Annotated in this window: 19 protein-coding genes and 2 pseudogenes; all 21 read right to left on the bottom strand. The window is 32.4% G+C overall.

The window, feature by feature from the left end:
* Positions 1-42: 42 nt before the first annotated feature.
* Complete coding sequence (locus AC0L5U_RS05945; RefSeq protein WP_473415209.1) at positions 43-606, bottom strand: TetR/AcrR family transcriptional regulator; 564 nt, start codon at positions 604-606, stop codon at positions 43-45.
* A gap of 191 nt (positions 607-797) precedes the next feature.
* Positions 798-2,081 carry an alkaline phosphatase family protein gene (locus AC0L5U_RS05940; RefSeq protein ID WP_473415207.1) on the bottom strand — a complete coding sequence of 428 codons (1,284 nt, stop codon included), beginning with the start codon at positions 2,079-2,081 and terminating at the stop codon, positions 798-800.
* 168 nt (positions 2,082-2,249) lie between these two features.
* Positions 2,250-3,044 carry a cation efflux transmembrane domain-containing protein gene (locus AC0L5U_RS05935; RefSeq protein ID WP_473415206.1) on the bottom strand — a complete coding sequence of 265 codons (795 nt, stop codon included), beginning with the start codon at positions 3,042-3,044 and terminating at the stop codon, positions 2,250-2,252.
* A gap of 233 nt (positions 3,045-3,277) precedes the next feature.
* A pseudogene (locus AC0L5U_RS05930) lies at positions 3,278-4,581 on the bottom strand (cryptochrome/photolyase family protein).
* A gap of 90 nt (positions 4,582-4,671) precedes the next feature.
* Positions 4,672-5,142 (bottom strand): SRPBCC family protein, encoded by a 471-nt coding sequence (locus tag AC0L5U_RS05925; RefSeq protein WP_473415205.1) that lies wholly within the window; start codon positions 5,140-5,142, stop codon positions 4,672-4,674.
* Between the two features lie 2 nt (positions 5,143-5,144).
* Positions 5,145-5,533: pseudogene (locus AC0L5U_RS05920) on the bottom strand (TspO/MBR family protein).
* Between the two features lie 58 nt (positions 5,534-5,591).
* Positions 5,592-5,768 (bottom strand): Lacal_2735 family protein, encoded by a 177-nt coding sequence (locus AC0L5U_RS05915; protein ID WP_109353117.1) that lies wholly within the window; start codon positions 5,766-5,768, stop codon positions 5,592-5,594.
* A 4-nt stretch (positions 5,769-5,772) separates the two neighbouring features.
* Positions 5,773-6,312 carry a glutathione peroxidase gene (locus AC0L5U_RS05910; protein WP_473415202.1) on the bottom strand — a complete coding sequence of 180 codons (540 nt, stop codon included), beginning with the start codon at positions 6,310-6,312 and terminating at the stop codon, positions 5,773-5,775.
* A gap of 3 nt (positions 6,313-6,315) precedes the next feature.
* Complete coding sequence (locus AC0L5U_RS05905) at positions 6,316-6,999, bottom strand: SDR family NAD(P)-dependent oxidoreductase (protein WP_473415200.1); 684 nt, start codon at positions 6,997-6,999, stop codon at positions 6,316-6,318.
* A gap of 21 nt (positions 7,000-7,020) precedes the next feature.
* Positions 7,021-7,236 (bottom strand): hypothetical protein, encoded by a 216-nt coding sequence (locus tag AC0L5U_RS05900; RefSeq protein ID WP_109353114.1) that lies wholly within the window; start codon positions 7,234-7,236, stop codon positions 7,021-7,023.
* A 155-nt stretch (positions 7,237-7,391) separates the two neighbouring features.
* Positions 7,392-7,610: a hypothetical protein gene (locus tag AC0L5U_RS05895; protein ID WP_473415199.1), complete on the bottom strand. Its 219-nt coding sequence runs from the start codon at positions 7,608-7,610 to the stop codon at positions 7,392-7,394.
* 4 nt (positions 7,611-7,614) lie between these two features.
* On the bottom strand, positions 7,615-8,304 hold the full coding sequence (gene folE, locus AC0L5U_RS05890; RefSeq protein WP_473415197.1) for a GTP cyclohydrolase I FolE: 690 nt from the start codon (positions 8,302-8,304) through the stop codon (positions 7,615-7,617).
* Between the two features lie 50 nt (positions 8,305-8,354).
* On the bottom strand, positions 8,355-8,627 hold the full coding sequence (locus tag AC0L5U_RS05885; RefSeq protein WP_473415196.1) for a TIGR03643 family protein: 273 nt from the start codon (positions 8,625-8,627) through the stop codon (positions 8,355-8,357).
* On the bottom strand, positions 8,624-9,073 hold the full coding sequence (locus tag AC0L5U_RS05880) for a hypothetical protein (protein ID WP_473415195.1): 450 nt from the start codon (positions 9,071-9,073) through the stop codon (positions 8,624-8,626). Before AC0L5U_RS05880 ends, AC0L5U_RS05885 begins: the two co-directional genes overlap by 4 nt.
* Positions 9,074-9,176: 103 nt before the next feature.
* Entirely contained in the window at positions 9,177-9,947 is a 771-nt protein-coding gene (locus tag AC0L5U_RS05875; protein WP_473415194.1) for an FAD-binding domain-containing protein, read from the bottom strand.
* Positions 9,934-10,659 carry a deoxyribodipyrimidine photo-lyase gene (locus AC0L5U_RS05870; protein ID WP_473415193.1) on the bottom strand — a complete coding sequence of 242 codons (726 nt, stop codon included), beginning with the start codon at positions 10,657-10,659 and terminating at the stop codon, positions 9,934-9,936. Before AC0L5U_RS05870 ends, AC0L5U_RS05875 begins: the two co-directional genes overlap by 14 nt.
* A complete protein-coding gene (locus tag AC0L5U_RS05865) occupies positions 10,649-12,181 on the bottom strand; it encodes a cryptochrome/photolyase family protein (RefSeq protein WP_473415192.1) in 1,533 nt (510 codons plus the stop codon). Before AC0L5U_RS05865 ends, AC0L5U_RS05870 begins: the two co-directional genes overlap by 11 nt.
* A complete protein-coding gene (locus tag AC0L5U_RS05860) occupies positions 12,182-13,492 on the bottom strand; it encodes a DASH family cryptochrome (protein ID WP_473415191.1) in 1,311 nt (436 codons plus the stop codon).
* Positions 13,462-13,608, bottom strand: a complete 147-nt coding sequence (locus AC0L5U_RS05855; protein ID WP_473415189.1) for a DUF2256 domain-containing protein — start codon at positions 13,606-13,608, stop codon at positions 13,462-13,464. The genes AC0L5U_RS05860 and AC0L5U_RS05855 overlap by 31 nt, the downstream gene beginning before the upstream one ends.
* Entirely contained in the window at positions 13,559-15,028 is a 1,470-nt protein-coding gene (locus tag AC0L5U_RS05850; protein ID WP_473415187.1) for an SDR family oxidoreductase, read from the bottom strand. Before AC0L5U_RS05850 ends, AC0L5U_RS05855 begins: the two co-directional genes overlap by 50 nt.
* Entirely contained in the window at positions 15,025-15,657 is a 633-nt protein-coding gene (locus AC0L5U_RS05845; protein WP_473415186.1) for a flavin reductase family protein, read from the bottom strand. Before AC0L5U_RS05845 ends, AC0L5U_RS05850 begins: the two co-directional genes overlap by 4 nt.

Below are 15,657 nucleotides of genomic sequence, written 5' to 3'. Positions count from 1 at the left end.
AATAATGAACAGACAAGTCTGTCTTTAGATTTGCAAATTTTTTTATGCTATGATTTGCGAACATAGTTTTCTTGTTTCTTTTATTGGCCAATCTGCTTTATGTAAATGGCTTTCTGAAACTGCACTTTCATATAATAGATATATTTGTCTTGATAATGAAATAGACTTATCTTTTGATAGTTTGGGTAGATTGTTACTAACCAACTTAGAAATTAATTGAACGAACTTTTCTTTTTGGTCTTGTATCTCAACTCTTATTTTTTTGTTTTCTTTTGGTATTTCTGAAACCGTATTAATACACCAACAGCCGTTAAAGTCAGAACTTAAATAGAATGACTTTAAAAAATCAAAAATGGCAAGTATTTGTTGTTTCCCTTTAGGTTGTGAATTGCAGAATGTAGCAATATCCTCTAAAAAGGTTGAGTTTTTAAATTTAAGGTAGGCGACGCAAACATCTTCTTTAGATTTGAAATGACTGTAAAGCGTTGCTTTGGCAATTCCAGCTTTCGCAATTATTTCATTGATTCCTGTAGAATTATAACCATTGCCATAAAATAAAGTAGAGGCAGTTTCAATGATATGTTGTCTTATTTCTGAATGTTTCACTTAGCAAAGATAGTACAAAAATTATAAAAACAGACAGAGTGGTCTTTTTAATTACATAGCATCGGTTTTGTGTATGGTTCGTTGCGTATTTTAGCAACTGAATTATCAAATACAAACCGAATAGAAAACCGGGGATAATTTTCGTAAGTAGGCTATAGTCTGTTATTAATTTTATATTTCTTGTTTGCTTTTTAACCTTTTAAAACGCTTTCGATTTGATTTATATCTCCATCGATTGATTTTGGAATTTCTAATCCCAATATCTTACACATTAATGGAAATATGTGTATGTTTTTAATTGAAGATATTTGGTAGTCATTCTTAAAGGCTGGACCATTTGCATAAAATATGCCATGCATTTCTTTGTATTTGCTATCATAACCGTGAATACCAATTGTTGTGACACCGTTTTTGATAAGTTTCATTTTGCTTTTTTGATTCCAAAAACCATAGCCATAATCTGGTATTAATTGTATTTCTCCCCAATTTTTATTTTTTGGGCTATACTCAAAACCTGGTGTATTTTCAGTTTTGTAAGCTTTGAAATTATTTTCCTTTTGCCTTAAATACTGCAGTACTGAATCTATTTCAACATCTTTTTTTGGATGTATAGATACTATTGTACCATTATCAATTGTCATGAATAAGTCATCATTTTTGATAGAATCTACTGGTATTATCTTGTTAGTAGACTGATTTCCCATGCCATGATCAGACACTATCATAATATTTGCAGGAAGCCCAGTTTCCGATATTCCTTTAAACAAATTACCTAAATGTTTATCCAATTCAAATAACGCCTTTTTTAATTCCTTGTCATTGATTCCAAAGCGATGTCCAGCTCCATCTAAATCATCAAAATATAGAGTAATAAAATGTGGTCTGCGTTTATCTTTCAAGTTCAACCATTTTAGTGCTTGATTAACTTTCTCATCCTTTTTAACGCTACTATCAAATGTATAATAGTACGTAGGTCTTATGCCTTGAATATCTGCTTCTGTGCCAACAAAGAAATAACTCGCCGTTATTATATTTGCCTTATTTGCCTCTACCCAAATCGGTGAACCTCCATAAAAACTTCCATCTTCTGCCATTCCTGGACTCCTTTTATTAAATAGTACATCTTTTTCATAGTCATAAAATATATTCCCTATTATTCCATGTTTGTCAGGATAAAGTCCTGTCGCAATGGTATAATGGTTTGGAAAAGTTTTAGTTGGGAAAGAAGGTATTAAAGATTCTGCCTTAACACCAGTTTTGATAAATGAACTCAAATTTGGTGGATTGTATTTTTCCACATAATCCCATCTAAAACCATCAAGTGAGATTAATATTAAATAAGGTTTTTTTTGGGCAACACTTGAATTTGTCTTCGTAATTGAACTAGATGGACTTAATATTTTTTTATTACAAGAGCCTAATAATATCAACCCTATAATAAAAATTGATGTAAGTACTATTTTTCGTTTTATCATTTCGGTTGATTTTTAGTGGTTGCAGGTGACGTGTTTGTGTATGATTAGTTGCGGAAAATCAGTACTGTTTTTCCGATGAAGGACTAAGTTAATTAATTCGGAGGAATTTCCGTTGAGGAAATTCAGAAGCAATTAATTATACGCATTGTTGTAAGTAGTGCTTTCCGCTCACTTGCTCAATTTCAGTATGCGAAATGCGCCTTGAATTACCAGCACAAAAACGATTGTTCCGATCATCAAATCAGGTTTACTCGAACTCAACCAATTTACCAAAAGTCCCGCAATTATTACTCCCAAATTAATAATCACATCATTCGAAGTGAAAATCATACTCGCTTTCATATGTGCCTCTTCTTTGCTCTTTGACTTTTGCAAAATGTAAAGACATATCCCATTTGCTATAAGGGCAAAAATCGAAACTATAATCATTGTTGAAAAATCGGGAAGTTTCTCGTCTCCAAAAAATCTTCTCAAAACTTCTACAAACCCAATAATCGCAAGTGTTATTTGAAAATATCCAGCAAGCTTAGCAATTCGTTTTTTCTTAATCAACGTGCCGCCAACTGCAAACAAGCTAATTGCGTAAACAAAACTGTCAGCAAGCATATCCAAACTGTCGGCAACAAGTCCCATAGATTTTGAGATAATCCCTGTTATCATTTCGATAATGAAAAAGGCAAAATTTATGGTAAGCACAGACCAAAGTAGCTTTTTTTGGTTTTTGTTTTCATTAAATTCCGTTTGGTCGGTTTGTTCAGTCGAGATTTTCTTTCCGCCCAAATTCAGTTCGATAACCGACTTTTCAATTTGGTCAATTTCTCCGCTGTGAAAAACGGTTAATTTTCGATTCGGAATATCAAAGTCCAAATTCACAATGCTCGAAATTCCGTCCAATTTCATTCGGATTAGATTTTCCTCTGAAGGACAATCCATTTTGGTAATTTCAAATATTGTTTTATTCACTCGGTTTCTGGGTTTTCCGCATTACTTACAACACATAAATATGTGTTACAAAAGCTAATGTAAAAAAAATAGCGGAATTAAATTACACCCTTTGATATATCTGTAATCACAGCTACATAAGATCTTAGGTGTTTTGTATATCAAAAATAATGAGTTAAATAATTTGATATACAAAATGAATAGCAATATGAATTTAAACATTGCAAACCCAAGAAACATTTAAACTAAAAACATTAATTCAAAGCACTTTTATAAGTCTCCAAACAACGTTCTCTAGCTAATTTATGATCTACAATGGGTTGTGGATAGGTGAGTTCTTGAAAATCTGGAACCCATTGTTTTATGTAGTTTAAGTCTTTATCAAACTTTTGTATTTGTGTGGTAGGGTTAAAAATTCTGAAGTACGGCGCAGCATCAACACCGCTTCCAGCAACCCATTGCCAGTTACCAACGTTACTTGCCATATCATAGTCATGTAGTTTTTCGGCAAAATAGGCTTCGCCCCAGCGCCAATCTATAAGTAAGTGTTTACATAAAAAACTACCAACCAACATACGCACACGGTTATGCATAAAGCCTGTTTGATTTAGTTGGCGCATACCAGCATCAACTAACGGGTAACCCGTTTTACCTTCACACCATGCTTTAAATTCGGTTTCATTATTGCGCCATTCGATTCTGTCGTATTTCGATTTAAAACTGGCATCCTTTGTATGTGGAAAATGCCAAAGAATTTGCATAAAGAACTCTCGCCAAATCAGTTCTTGCCAAAATATTTCATTGGCTTCAGCAATGGCTTTTTTACCATTTTGCGCACGCTTACTGTTCCAAAACGCAAATGTGGCCCTAATTTTGATGTGGCATCTTGGGCTGGAAAATTACGAGTAGCTTCATAGTCTTGAATCAAAGCTGGTGTTACCGTATACGGGACAATTTTTTGACTTGACTTTTTAAAACCAATATCTGATAAGTTTAAATTAGGGAGTTGATTATGTTCAATTAAATTATCAAAAAGCGAATTAGTATCAACAATCTCTAAATTGTGAGATTTAAAAGTTGCTTTCCAAAGTTTCATGTATGGCGTATACACCACATAAGGATTACCATCTTTCTTAATAATTTCATCCTCTTCAAAAATAACCTGGTCTTTATAGGTTTTAAATGTGATGTTATATGTTTCTAAAAGCGTTTTTATACTCTCATCACGTTCCTTTGCATACGGTTCATAATCACGATTGGTGTAAACATTTTGGATATCATATGATTCGACTAAAGCTTTGTAAACATCTATTGGTTTTCCATGATATATAGCAATGCTACTACCGTGTTCGTCTTGCAATGTGTTACGCATATCTTGAAGCGTTTCATGGATAAACGTTACACGTGAATCATCTTCTGGGAGTTTTTCTAAAATTTCAGAATCAAAAATAAAAAGGGGTAAAACAGGAAAGTCGCCTTTTAAAGCTTCATAAAAACCAACGTTGTCATCTAGTCTTAGATCACGACGAAACCAAAATATATTTACTTTTTTACGCATTAAAATATGTTGTCATTCTGAATTTATTTCAGAATCTATTGAAATTTGATGTGATACTGAAATAAGTTCAGTATGACAGATTAATAGAAATTATTTTTGTTTATAAACCCCAAAAAGTGCTTCCAACTTTTCAGTTCTATAACTAAAAATTTCTTCTAATTTTGGTTTCACTAAAATAGGGTGTACAAGTTGCCCAAGCAAACCAAAAGGCACTTTGTAATCAATAATGTCTTCCATTTCTACACCGCCTTTAATTTCTTTAATAAAATGCTTGTGATGCCATAGTGCATAGGGGCCAAAGCGTTGCTCGTCTACAAAATAATGCTTATCAACACTATGTGTAATCTCTGTAACCCATTTGGTTTTAATACCTAATACAGGAGTTACGATGTATTGAATAATTTGTCCTGCAAACATAGGTCTGTCTGCTCCAGATAAAATATGAAACCCCATATAATCAGGCGTAATAGTTTTCAAGTTCTTAGGGTCTGATAGAAAATTCCAAGCTTGATCTATAGTAATTGGTAAATTCTGTTTTTTATGAAGTCTGTATATTTTCATAGTTAGTTATTCAGTAAAATGTATCCATTTAAAGATGTAGCAATACATAGCCAAATTAAATAGGGGAGAATAAGAAGTGTTTTTGTACCCATGTCCTTTTTAAAGGAAAAAGTGAAAATGCCAATAATAAAAGTGAGTAATAAAATGGTTGTAAACCCAAAACCAACCAAATGCTGATTGAAAAAATATAGTTCCAAATAACATTAAAAATAAATTGAACAACAAATAAAAAGATGACTCTTGCATTTGGTTTCAGTTTATACAAATACGCCATATAGATTGAAAAACAAATCATTATAGTAGTCCAAGCAACACCAAAAACCCATCCTGGTGGTGTCCAAGGGGCTTGATTTAAACTGGTATACCATGCTGTTTGTGGGCCATTATCCATAAGCCAACTGCCAATAGCTAATGCACCAAAATTTATGATTAAAAAGACAAAGATGTATTTAAGCAGCTTCATTTCTTAATGCATTAATTTGTTCTGCAATAATTTGAGCTTCTGCATATTTTTCATCACTTGCAGACCGGTTTATGGTAGATAACTCATGCCATTCTTTCATCAGTTTTTTAAACTTGTCTTCTAGTTTCTCTAATTTTGATTTCTTTTTAAATAATCCGAACATAGCTTTAATTTTTTAAATGTGTTGTGATTTTTGAACTTAATGGATTTGTAGATGAAAAGAAATAATCTATCAAATTACCATCTGGATCAATTAAATATTTTTGAAAATTCCATTTTACAGAGGAATCTTTTACGCCATTATTCACTTTTTGTGTTAACCAAGTATATAAAGGGTGTTGGTGCTTTCCTTTAACATCAATTTTTTCTGTAATTTGAAATGTAACACCGTAATTTACTTGACAAAAGGATTCTATATCGTCAGCATCTCCAGGTTCCTGTCCTCCAAATTGATTACAGGGTACGCCTATAACTTGTATTTTGTCTCCATAGGTTTCATGAAGCTTCTGTAAGTCTTCGTATTGAGGTGTAAAACCACATTTAGAGGCTACATTTACAAAAAGAATATAGTTCCCCTTAAAGTTAGATAGATTAATAGGTTTACCGTTTAATGCATTAATTGCAATATCATATAACGTATCAATTTCTAATTTTTGATTAGGCGTTTTAGAGCCTAATGTGGCTGCAAATGCTTTTAGTGGATTCATAATTTAAATTTTAAAACTTACAATACCACAATCCATCTCAAATATTTGTCCCGAAACAGAAGATGAATTTTCAGATAATAAAAACGCTGCCATATCTGCAACTTCTTCTGGTGATAAGAATTTTTTTAAAGGATGACGTTCTGTGATGTTTTCAATCATCTTTTCATTACGTAATAACTTTGAAGCTAGATCTGTATCTGTTACCGTTGGCGCAATGGCGTTTATACGGAGCGTGGGCGCTAGTTCTGCACCTAATGATTTTACTAAGCCTTCAATACCCGATTTTGCAACTGCAATACTAGCGTGATAGGGCATACCCAGTTTTGCAGCTACGGTACTAAATAAAACAATAGAAGGTTTGCTTCCATTCTTTAAGATTGGAAGGTATTTTTGAATCACTTTTACGGCACCTAGTACATTGATTTCAAAATCATTTTTAAAATCGTTAATACTTAAACGCCCAATAGGTTTTAAGTTAATGCTCCCAGGACAATAAACAAGTCCGTCCGCATTATCAATTTCTGGTAATTCGTCTTGTGTAACATCGCATTGATGGTGAGTTAGGTTGTTGTGCGATGTTTCTGGAGTACTTCTGCTAATGTTTATAACATTGCAATTGGCTAATAGTTTTTCAACTAAAGCTTTTCCAATGCCCTTACTTCCACCAACTACTATTATTGTTTTCATGGGTTTCAGGGCATTTAGTTTTTATGGCCTGCCCTTTAGCCGCTTTTCTATTTTTTGTTTAATGACTGTTAAACGCTTCATTAAATCCATAATCTCAGGATCTTTTTCTACTTTGTAGATGTCGTTTAAACCTAATATTAAACTTTTTACTTCTCTAGATGATTCGATACGCTCACTCGTAGTTTTAAACGTGTGTCTACGTTGCTCGAACTCTAAAGCTTTGTCAATAATCTCCATAATTCTAATCTTACTATATTTTGTGTGAAGTGCACTACTAGATGCACATTTTCGCAATATAACAAATTATAGAAGATTACCTATTTTTATGCCGAAATATTAGATAAAATTTAATATTTCAAGGAATTAACCCCTTGTTTTTGATAGTTTTGCTATTACAACAGGCGTCCTTTTAATCGCTTTTCTACTTTTCTTTTTATAACGGTTAAGCGTTTCATGATATCCATTATTTTATCATCTTTTTGCTGTTTATAGATTTGATTTAAATCTAAGATTAAAGCTTTTGCTTCTCTCGAGATTTTTACACGATCGCTAGTAGACAATGATCTCATTTTTCTTTGCTCAAATTCTAAGGCTCTGTTTATTAAATCCATGATATTAACTGTTTAAATAATTTTGTAATTCTGTAATTTTTTCTGAAGTATTAAATTGTCCACCATAATATGCAGTAACCGTCGAAGAAGTATCATCTTTAATACCTCTAGAAGACACACATAAATGTTTAGCATCTATTATTACTGCTACATCTTCTGTGTCTAAAATTGATTTTAACTCGTTAGCTATTTGGTTTGTTAAACGCTCTTGAACTTGCGGCCGTTTCGCATAATATTGTACTATTCTGTTTAATTTTGAAAGGCCAATTACTTTTCCAGATGAAATGTAAGCCACATGTGCTTTACCAATAATAGGTACAAAATGATGCTCACAATTTGAATAGAACGTGATGTTTTTCTCAACCAACATTTGATTGTATTGATACTTATTATCAAACAAGGCTACTTTTGGTTTATTAGCAGGGTTTAAACCTGAAAATATTTCATCTATGTACATTTTTGCAACACGTTTAGGAGTACCTTGTAACGAATCATCAGTTAAATCTAAGCCCATAACATCCATTATTTCTTCAAATAAAATGGCAATACATTCTTTTTTTTCTTCGTCAGATAATTTGAAAGCATCAGGTTTTATTGGTGTTTCTAGACCTGTATAGAGATGATCATCTCCAATATCATCTAAAGAGAATCCGTTTAACTTGTGTCCGTTTGTTCTTAGTTTTTCTAATTGCATAATCTCTTTTTTATGTGCTGTCTTAATCGTATTTGATTAATCAAAGCACGTTATCGTTTTGAAATTTTATTGTGAGTTATTTGTTTCTGTCTGCTACATTTAAAGCGTCCTTTTTCAAATACTCTTAATTTTTCATGTTTTGTGGAACGCCCTTGAACCCTTTTGCGCCACATTCTGAAACTACTAGGTTTCATTTCTCTTCGCATTAATTCAATAACTTCCTGCTCTTTTAAACCAAATTGAAAATGTATAGATTCAAAAGTGGTTCGGTCTTCCCAAGCCATTTCGATAATTCTATCAATATCTTCAACAGATAACATCATATGTTCTGAAAGTTATACTGTTCATCATATTTTATTTTTTCATCTAGCATTTTCTCAAAAAACCGCTTATTCTCTTTAAATGTTTTATTGTTTTTAAAGTGAATAAATTTTCCTTGCGCATGAATACTAGCTCCGTTTGTTTTGTAAATAACTAATTGATAGTAAGGGATTGCCCAAGTAAAATTTTGTAATCCTTTATTTATGAAAATTAAAATGCCTTTTGCACGTAATTCTATATTTGCATAGTTAGCGTCTGACACGGTATTCATGTAAGATTGTAAGTTTGGGCTAACATCTTCAATTATCATGCGTTTAGAGCCCATGCCTTTCATTTTTAAAGATTCTAACAAGGTGAATGATCTCCCTACTAAATCATTTAAAATGTGTTTGTGATTTTTATCGTGATGTGTAGTATTGAGTATCATAATTGTTCCTTGATACTTCAAATATACAAAATGTTTAACTTTAATACTAAAAAGTTAAACAAAAAGAAAAATCATACTATTGATAAAATTTATGATTCGTTATATGTTATTGTAAAATAGTCGATTATGTACTTTTGAATCGTCTTTTTAGGGTGTGTGTTCTTAGTATTCTTTTACTTTCTTCAATAACAGTTTTGTCTTTTCGAAGTTTCCAAAGTGTGTCGCCTGCTTTCTTTCTAGTTGCATCTATATCAACAATAGGATATGGATAGTCTTTACCCAATTTGAAATTGTAGAATTGTTGCTCCATATCAGTCATTAGGTAGGGTTGATGCGCAAAAGGTGTGTCTAAAGTTTCAAGTTCTGGTACCCATTTTTTAATAAAAGTCGCTTCAGGATCGTACTCTAGACTGTTTTTTACAGGATTGTAAATGCGTAGCATATTAATACCCGTTTCGCCTGCTTGCATTTGTAATTGCGGAAAATGAATCCCTGGTTCAAAATCTAAAAACATTTGTGATAAGTGGGTGGTGGCTTCTTGCCATGGTTGCCAAAGATTATGTGTGAAAAAAGAAACCACTAAAGCACGCATTCTAAAATTCAAATATCCTGTTTCATTCAAACACCGCATACAGGCATCAACTAGTGGGTAGCCTGTTTGTCCTGTTTTCCAAGCTATTTGGTATTGTTTAGAAATGGCTTTTTTTAATTTATGAAACCCCTTATTTACGCTAGCTTCTTCCATGGTGTGTTCCATTTCAAACTTTTGAATAAAATGTGTTTGCCAACGTAAACGAGACATAAAGGCTTCTAAAGCTTTTTTGTGTTTTGATGTTTTTTTTAAATGGTAGGCCTCATGATACACTTCTCTTACCGATAAATTACCCCAAAGCAATGTATGGCGAAATTCTACTACAACTTGTTCTTGCTTGCTCAGGTTTAGAAATATTGAACATGTAATTTTGATAACGACCTTCAAAAAACGATTTTAAATACCGAAGCCCCATAGTGCGTCCACCTTTTTGAAACGGTGTTTGCTCAGGTGTTTTTAACTCTGGAAGATTGAAGTTTTGTTCTAAAATAGTAATATCTTGAATAGATAGTAATTGATTTTCACTAGGATTAAATGATAATGGTTCTACGGCATAAAAAGTATCTACCATTTTATTCCAACTATCTCTGTTTTTTAACCCTCTTTGAACACCATTGTTTATGTTTTCGTGCCAATTAATTAGATTGTTTTTACAATATCGCTTAAAATTTTTATCACGTTCAAAAGTTGTTAAAATACCTGTTTCTTGATGAGAATAGATGTCTGAAATACTAAAATGATTTTGTAATTGATTAATTGCGGCGATAATATCAGACTGAATAGCAAGTATTTTAGAGTTGTAGGTTTCTAGTGTTTTATTTAAATCTAGAATGGATTCTTTTATAAAATTCCAATGGCGTTTGCTATAATGAGGATCATTGATAAGTAAGGGTTCAAAACAATATAATAGAAGTACGGATTTTCCAGATTTTATTGCGTTAAAAATGGCTTCATTATCCTGAAGACGTAAATCACGCTTCAACCAAACTATATGTATTTGTGGTTTAGTAGTCATCCTGATTTGCTATGATATGTTGCGCTTTTTCTTTTATATTTTGTAGTTCGGTTTTATCCATCTTATCAAGTAAATTATACATCATCCCCATTCTGAAGTTATTTCCTAAATACTCACGCTTTTCATCTAAAAAATTCCAGTATAAGCTGTTAAACGGACATGCATCATCTTCTAATTTCTTGCTTTTGTTGTAATGGCAACCCGAACAATAATTACTCATTTTATTGATGTATGACCCTGAAGACACATAAGGTTTAGTTGCTATTTTACCACCATCAGCAAATTGACTCATACCTCTAGTATTGGTAAGTTGAACCCACTCTATTGCATCTACATAAATACCCAAATACCAAGCGTCTACTTCGTCCGGATTAGTTTGTGTTAAAAGAGCGTAGTTTCCAGTAATCATTAAGCGTTGAATGTGGTGTGCATAACCATTGTCTAGAGAATTAGTAATGGCGTTTTTTAAACAATTCATTTTTGTATTACCTGTCCAGAAAAAGTCGGGTAGTTTATTATAATTTTCGAGTTCGTTTTTAGTTTTGTATTCTGGCATAAATGCCCAATACATCCCGCGCATATATTCCCGCCAGCCAATTATTTGCCTAATAAAACCTTCTACTTGAGAGATGTTGATGTGTTCTCCATGTTTCCGATAATAATTCATTACTGTAGTTACAATGTCTTTTGGAGCAATGAGTTTTAAATTCATTGCAAAAGATAATCGTGAATGAAATAAATAGTCTTCATCAGTATGCATAGCATCTTGATAATCGCCAAAATGAATTAATAGATGTTCGCAAAAATATTTGAGCTGTTCTAAGGCTTGAGATCGAGAGATAGGGTAGGAGAATGTTTTTGTTTCAAACTTGCCTATGGTTTTAATTTTAGCTTTTTCGATATCATCGACTACCTCTGAAATATCATTTTTAAATAGTTTGTAATTTGGGATTTCAACATCGCCTTTCCATTTATTTCTATTGCTTTTATCGTAGTTCCATTTACCACCTTCAGGTTGATTGGCAATCATCAAAATATTGTACTTTTTACGCATATCTCGATAGAAATTCTCCATGAGATATTGCTTTTTGCCTTTGAAGAAATTGCCTAAATCTTCACGTTTTGTATAAAAATGTTCTGCTGAAACTACTTTTGAGTTTATGGATAATGATTTACAGAATGCATGTAATTGTTCATCTAATCGATACTCATCAGGATAGATGTATTCAAAAGTTTCAATCTGATGCTTCTTTATCAAAAATGAAAGATTTTCGGTAAGACTTTGGGTGTTATCTTCATCATTAATTTTTAAATAAATAACCTTGTGGTCTTTTCTCTTCAGGTCTTTTGAAAACTCACGCATTGCAGCAAAAAAACCAATAACCTTTTGAATATGATGGGCTACATAGTCTGTTTCTTGACGCATTTCAAACATGCAATACATAACATCATCATTTGTTTCCTTAAACCACGAGTGTTTGATGTTTAGTTGATCGCCTAATATGAGCCTAAGTATTTTCATTTAAAATAAGGTTTCTTGTAACCATAAATTTTGGAATTTACCTGACGAATCATAACGTTCAGCCTGTAAATTCACATTAAACTTTCTATCTCTGGGGTCGTTACCAACACCAGATACATACAACCAATTACCGTAATTGCTATGTACATCATAGTCAATAAGCATGGACTCAAAATAAGCGGCACCAATTCTCCAATCTAGTTTAAGGTCTTTTGCAAAATAAGAGGCTACGTTTTGTCTGCCTCTATTACTCATCCAGCCTGTTTTTTTTAGTTCAATCATATTGGCATTTACAAAAGCCGATTTTGTTTCGCCATTAATCCATTTTTGAATTAAAGTGTTATCATTCTTCCACTCGTAATCTTTTTGAAGAATGCCGCCAATTTTGAACATGCAATTTCCATGTTTTAATGAGATATATTTAAAATAATCGCGCCAGATCAGTTCGAAAATAAGCCAATATGTGGATTGGTTTTTATAATGTTCTTTTTCAAATTGTTTCACTTGCCAATAGATGGTTCTAGCTGAAATACTACCATTTGCCAACCAAGGTGAAAATTTAGAACTATAGTCTTTTCCAATTAAACCATTTCTAGTTTTTTTATAAAACCCCAGTTTTTTAGTTTCAAAAAAATAGTACTGTAACCTATCTAGAGCTTTTGTTTCACCGCCTTTAAATGGAAAAGCAGTATTAGTATGCGCTTCAAAATCTTCAAAACCTAAATCTTTAAGCGTAGGTATTTGTGTATTGTTTTCAATTGAGATATTATTTTCAATTTGTTTATTTTCAAAAGAGAATCTTACTTTACTCTGTTTCTCAACATGCTTTCTGAAATTAGTAAACACTTTCGGGATTTCAGAAAAAGACATATCAATATCTTTTGGATGAAATAGAAATTGATCAAAATATATATTAAATGAAACAGTCTGTGATAAAGCGGATTTTACATTTTGAAGTACTGATGATTCTTCGCTTGTCCATTCCTTTTGAAGGTAAACACTATTAATATTGAAAGTTTCAATGATAGCTTTAATAGCTATTTCTGGTTTTTCAATATAAACGAGCAATTCAATGTTTAAAGCCTTTAAATTCTTTTTTAAATTGTGAATAGTTTCAATTAAAAACTTAGCTCTAAATTGTTCCGTTTTTTTGAAACCAAACTTATCTATTTCAAAATGCCTTGGGTCAAAACAGTAAACAGCAATAATGTGTTTATGGTTTTTAATGGCTTGGTTTAAAACGGTATTATCTTCAACTCTTAAATCGTTTCTAAACCATACTAAGCCGATATTGTTTTGTTTCTCCTGCATCGTTCACTACAATATTTTACATATACCCAATTGTTCTCCCATTTCTTTCTCCATGCGAAAGGGCGTTTACAAATTAGACACGTTTTCTGTGGTAAATGTTGCTTTTTGTGACTCAACTTTAACAAGTTTATTAATCATTCCAGAAAAAATAAATCCATGGAAGGGAAGTACAGCGTACCAGTATAATCTACCCCAAAGTCCGCGAGGTCTAAAAGTTGCTGTTTGTTTTAATTTGTTATCTTCTATTTTAAACTCTAACCAAGCTTCTCCAGGTAAGCGCATTTCTGCATAAAGCAGTAGTTTTTGTTGGGATTTATCGGCAAAAATAACACGCCAAAAATCTAAAGCATCTCCTGCTTTCAACTCAGTTGGGTTTGTACGTCCGCGTCTTAAACCAATACCTCCAAAAAGTTTATCGATATAGCCTCTAATACGCCACAAGATAGTACCGTAATACCAGCCATTAGTACCGCCAATACTCCATATTTTTTCAATGGTTTCCTCGGTATCAATCACATAGCGTTCTTTATAATCTTTAAAACAACCAAACTTAGGGACATTCACATATTTATGTAAATTATTTCTAAGTCTGCCGCTACTTACCATAGAGTCTTTCCAACTGGAAACAATACTATTCTGCTCAATTTTTTCAAAAGCTAATGCAACAGCTTCTTTATAGGTTATTGGATTTACCTCTAATAATGCATTAGTATCACTTTCTTTCCCTATAATTTGAATCCCCATACTATCTACTAAAGACGATGCTAATTTATATGAGGTGGATGTTACAAAATACAACCAGTAGGAAGACAATTTAGGGGTCATCACAGGAACTGTTAAAATGTACCGTTTTAAGCCCCTAACTTCAGCAAATTGAAGTAACATATCTTTATAGGTAATCACTTCTGGTCCAAAAACATCATAGGTTTTATTATACACCGCTTCATTACCTGCTGCTTTTGATAAGAACCCTAAAACGTCTCTAACTGCCAATGGTTGCGTTTTTGTATTCAGCCATTTTGGAGTAATCATAAATGGTAATTTTTCTACTAAATCTCTTATAATTTCAAAAGAAGAACTACCAGAGCCTACAATAATACCAGCTTTAAAAATGGTAAGGGCATATTTATCTGATGCAAGTTTGTCTTCAACATTTTTTCGGGATTGTAAATGCTTAGAGAGCTTATCTTCATTAGTGATACCGCTTAAGTAAATAACTTGTTTTGCATCGGTAGTTTCTATATAGTTTTTGAAATTTATGGCACAACGTTCTTCAAGGGATTCAAAATCTTTTGAAGAATTAGACATGGAGTGAATCAAATAATAAGCTACATCAATTTTCTTTGGAATATTTTCTAGCGTTTCAGGTTTTAAAAAATCAGCTTCAATAACAAAAACATTTTCGTCTTCAAAATAACTTTTATCAGCTCGTAATCTATCTCGAACAACGCAAACAACGGTATGACCTTCATTTAAAAGAAAGGGTATAATGCGTTTACCTATGTAGCCTGTTGCGCCTGTTACGAGTATATTCATAATTGTTGTATTAGTTCCTTTGGTCTTTGGTAACCAAAGCGTGTTTTAGTTTCTGCTACCGCATAACCATCTAATCCATTAATCGCTGCGACTTCAGCTTTTGACAGGTTGATAAAGCCATCATCTTCAATAAGGTTATCGTTTACATACAACCCCACTATTTTACCAACCACTAAAATGGTGTTATTTGCTTTAATATCGTATTCTTCAACATATTGCATTGCCAATTGAACGGGGGCATTTTTTACAAAAGGTGCTTGAAATTTTGGTTTGTATTCTGGGTTTAGATTAGTAACATCAAATTCTGAAATCTCACTTTTATATTTTGCAGAGGTGTGATGTGCATCACTTATGATGTTTTTGTGAATATGATTTATGGTATAAAACCCGGAAGCTTTTATATTATCATAGGTGTTTCTAATAACGGTGGTTGGTCTTAAAAAGAAACCCAACATAGCAGGACTTGAACCAATGTGAGTAACAGAACTAAACACAGCAACATTCTCGATGCCATCTTCTGAAACAGTACCAATTAAATTTGCAGACTTGTAGCCTGAACAACTATTAATCAAATTGATTTTATAGATGTGGTCTAAATTCTTAATATCTGCCTCGCTAAAGTGTTTCAT

The organism is Jejuia sp. G7-7, assembly GCF_055808955.1.
This window is presented reverse-complemented; position numbering and strand designations above follow the sequence as displayed.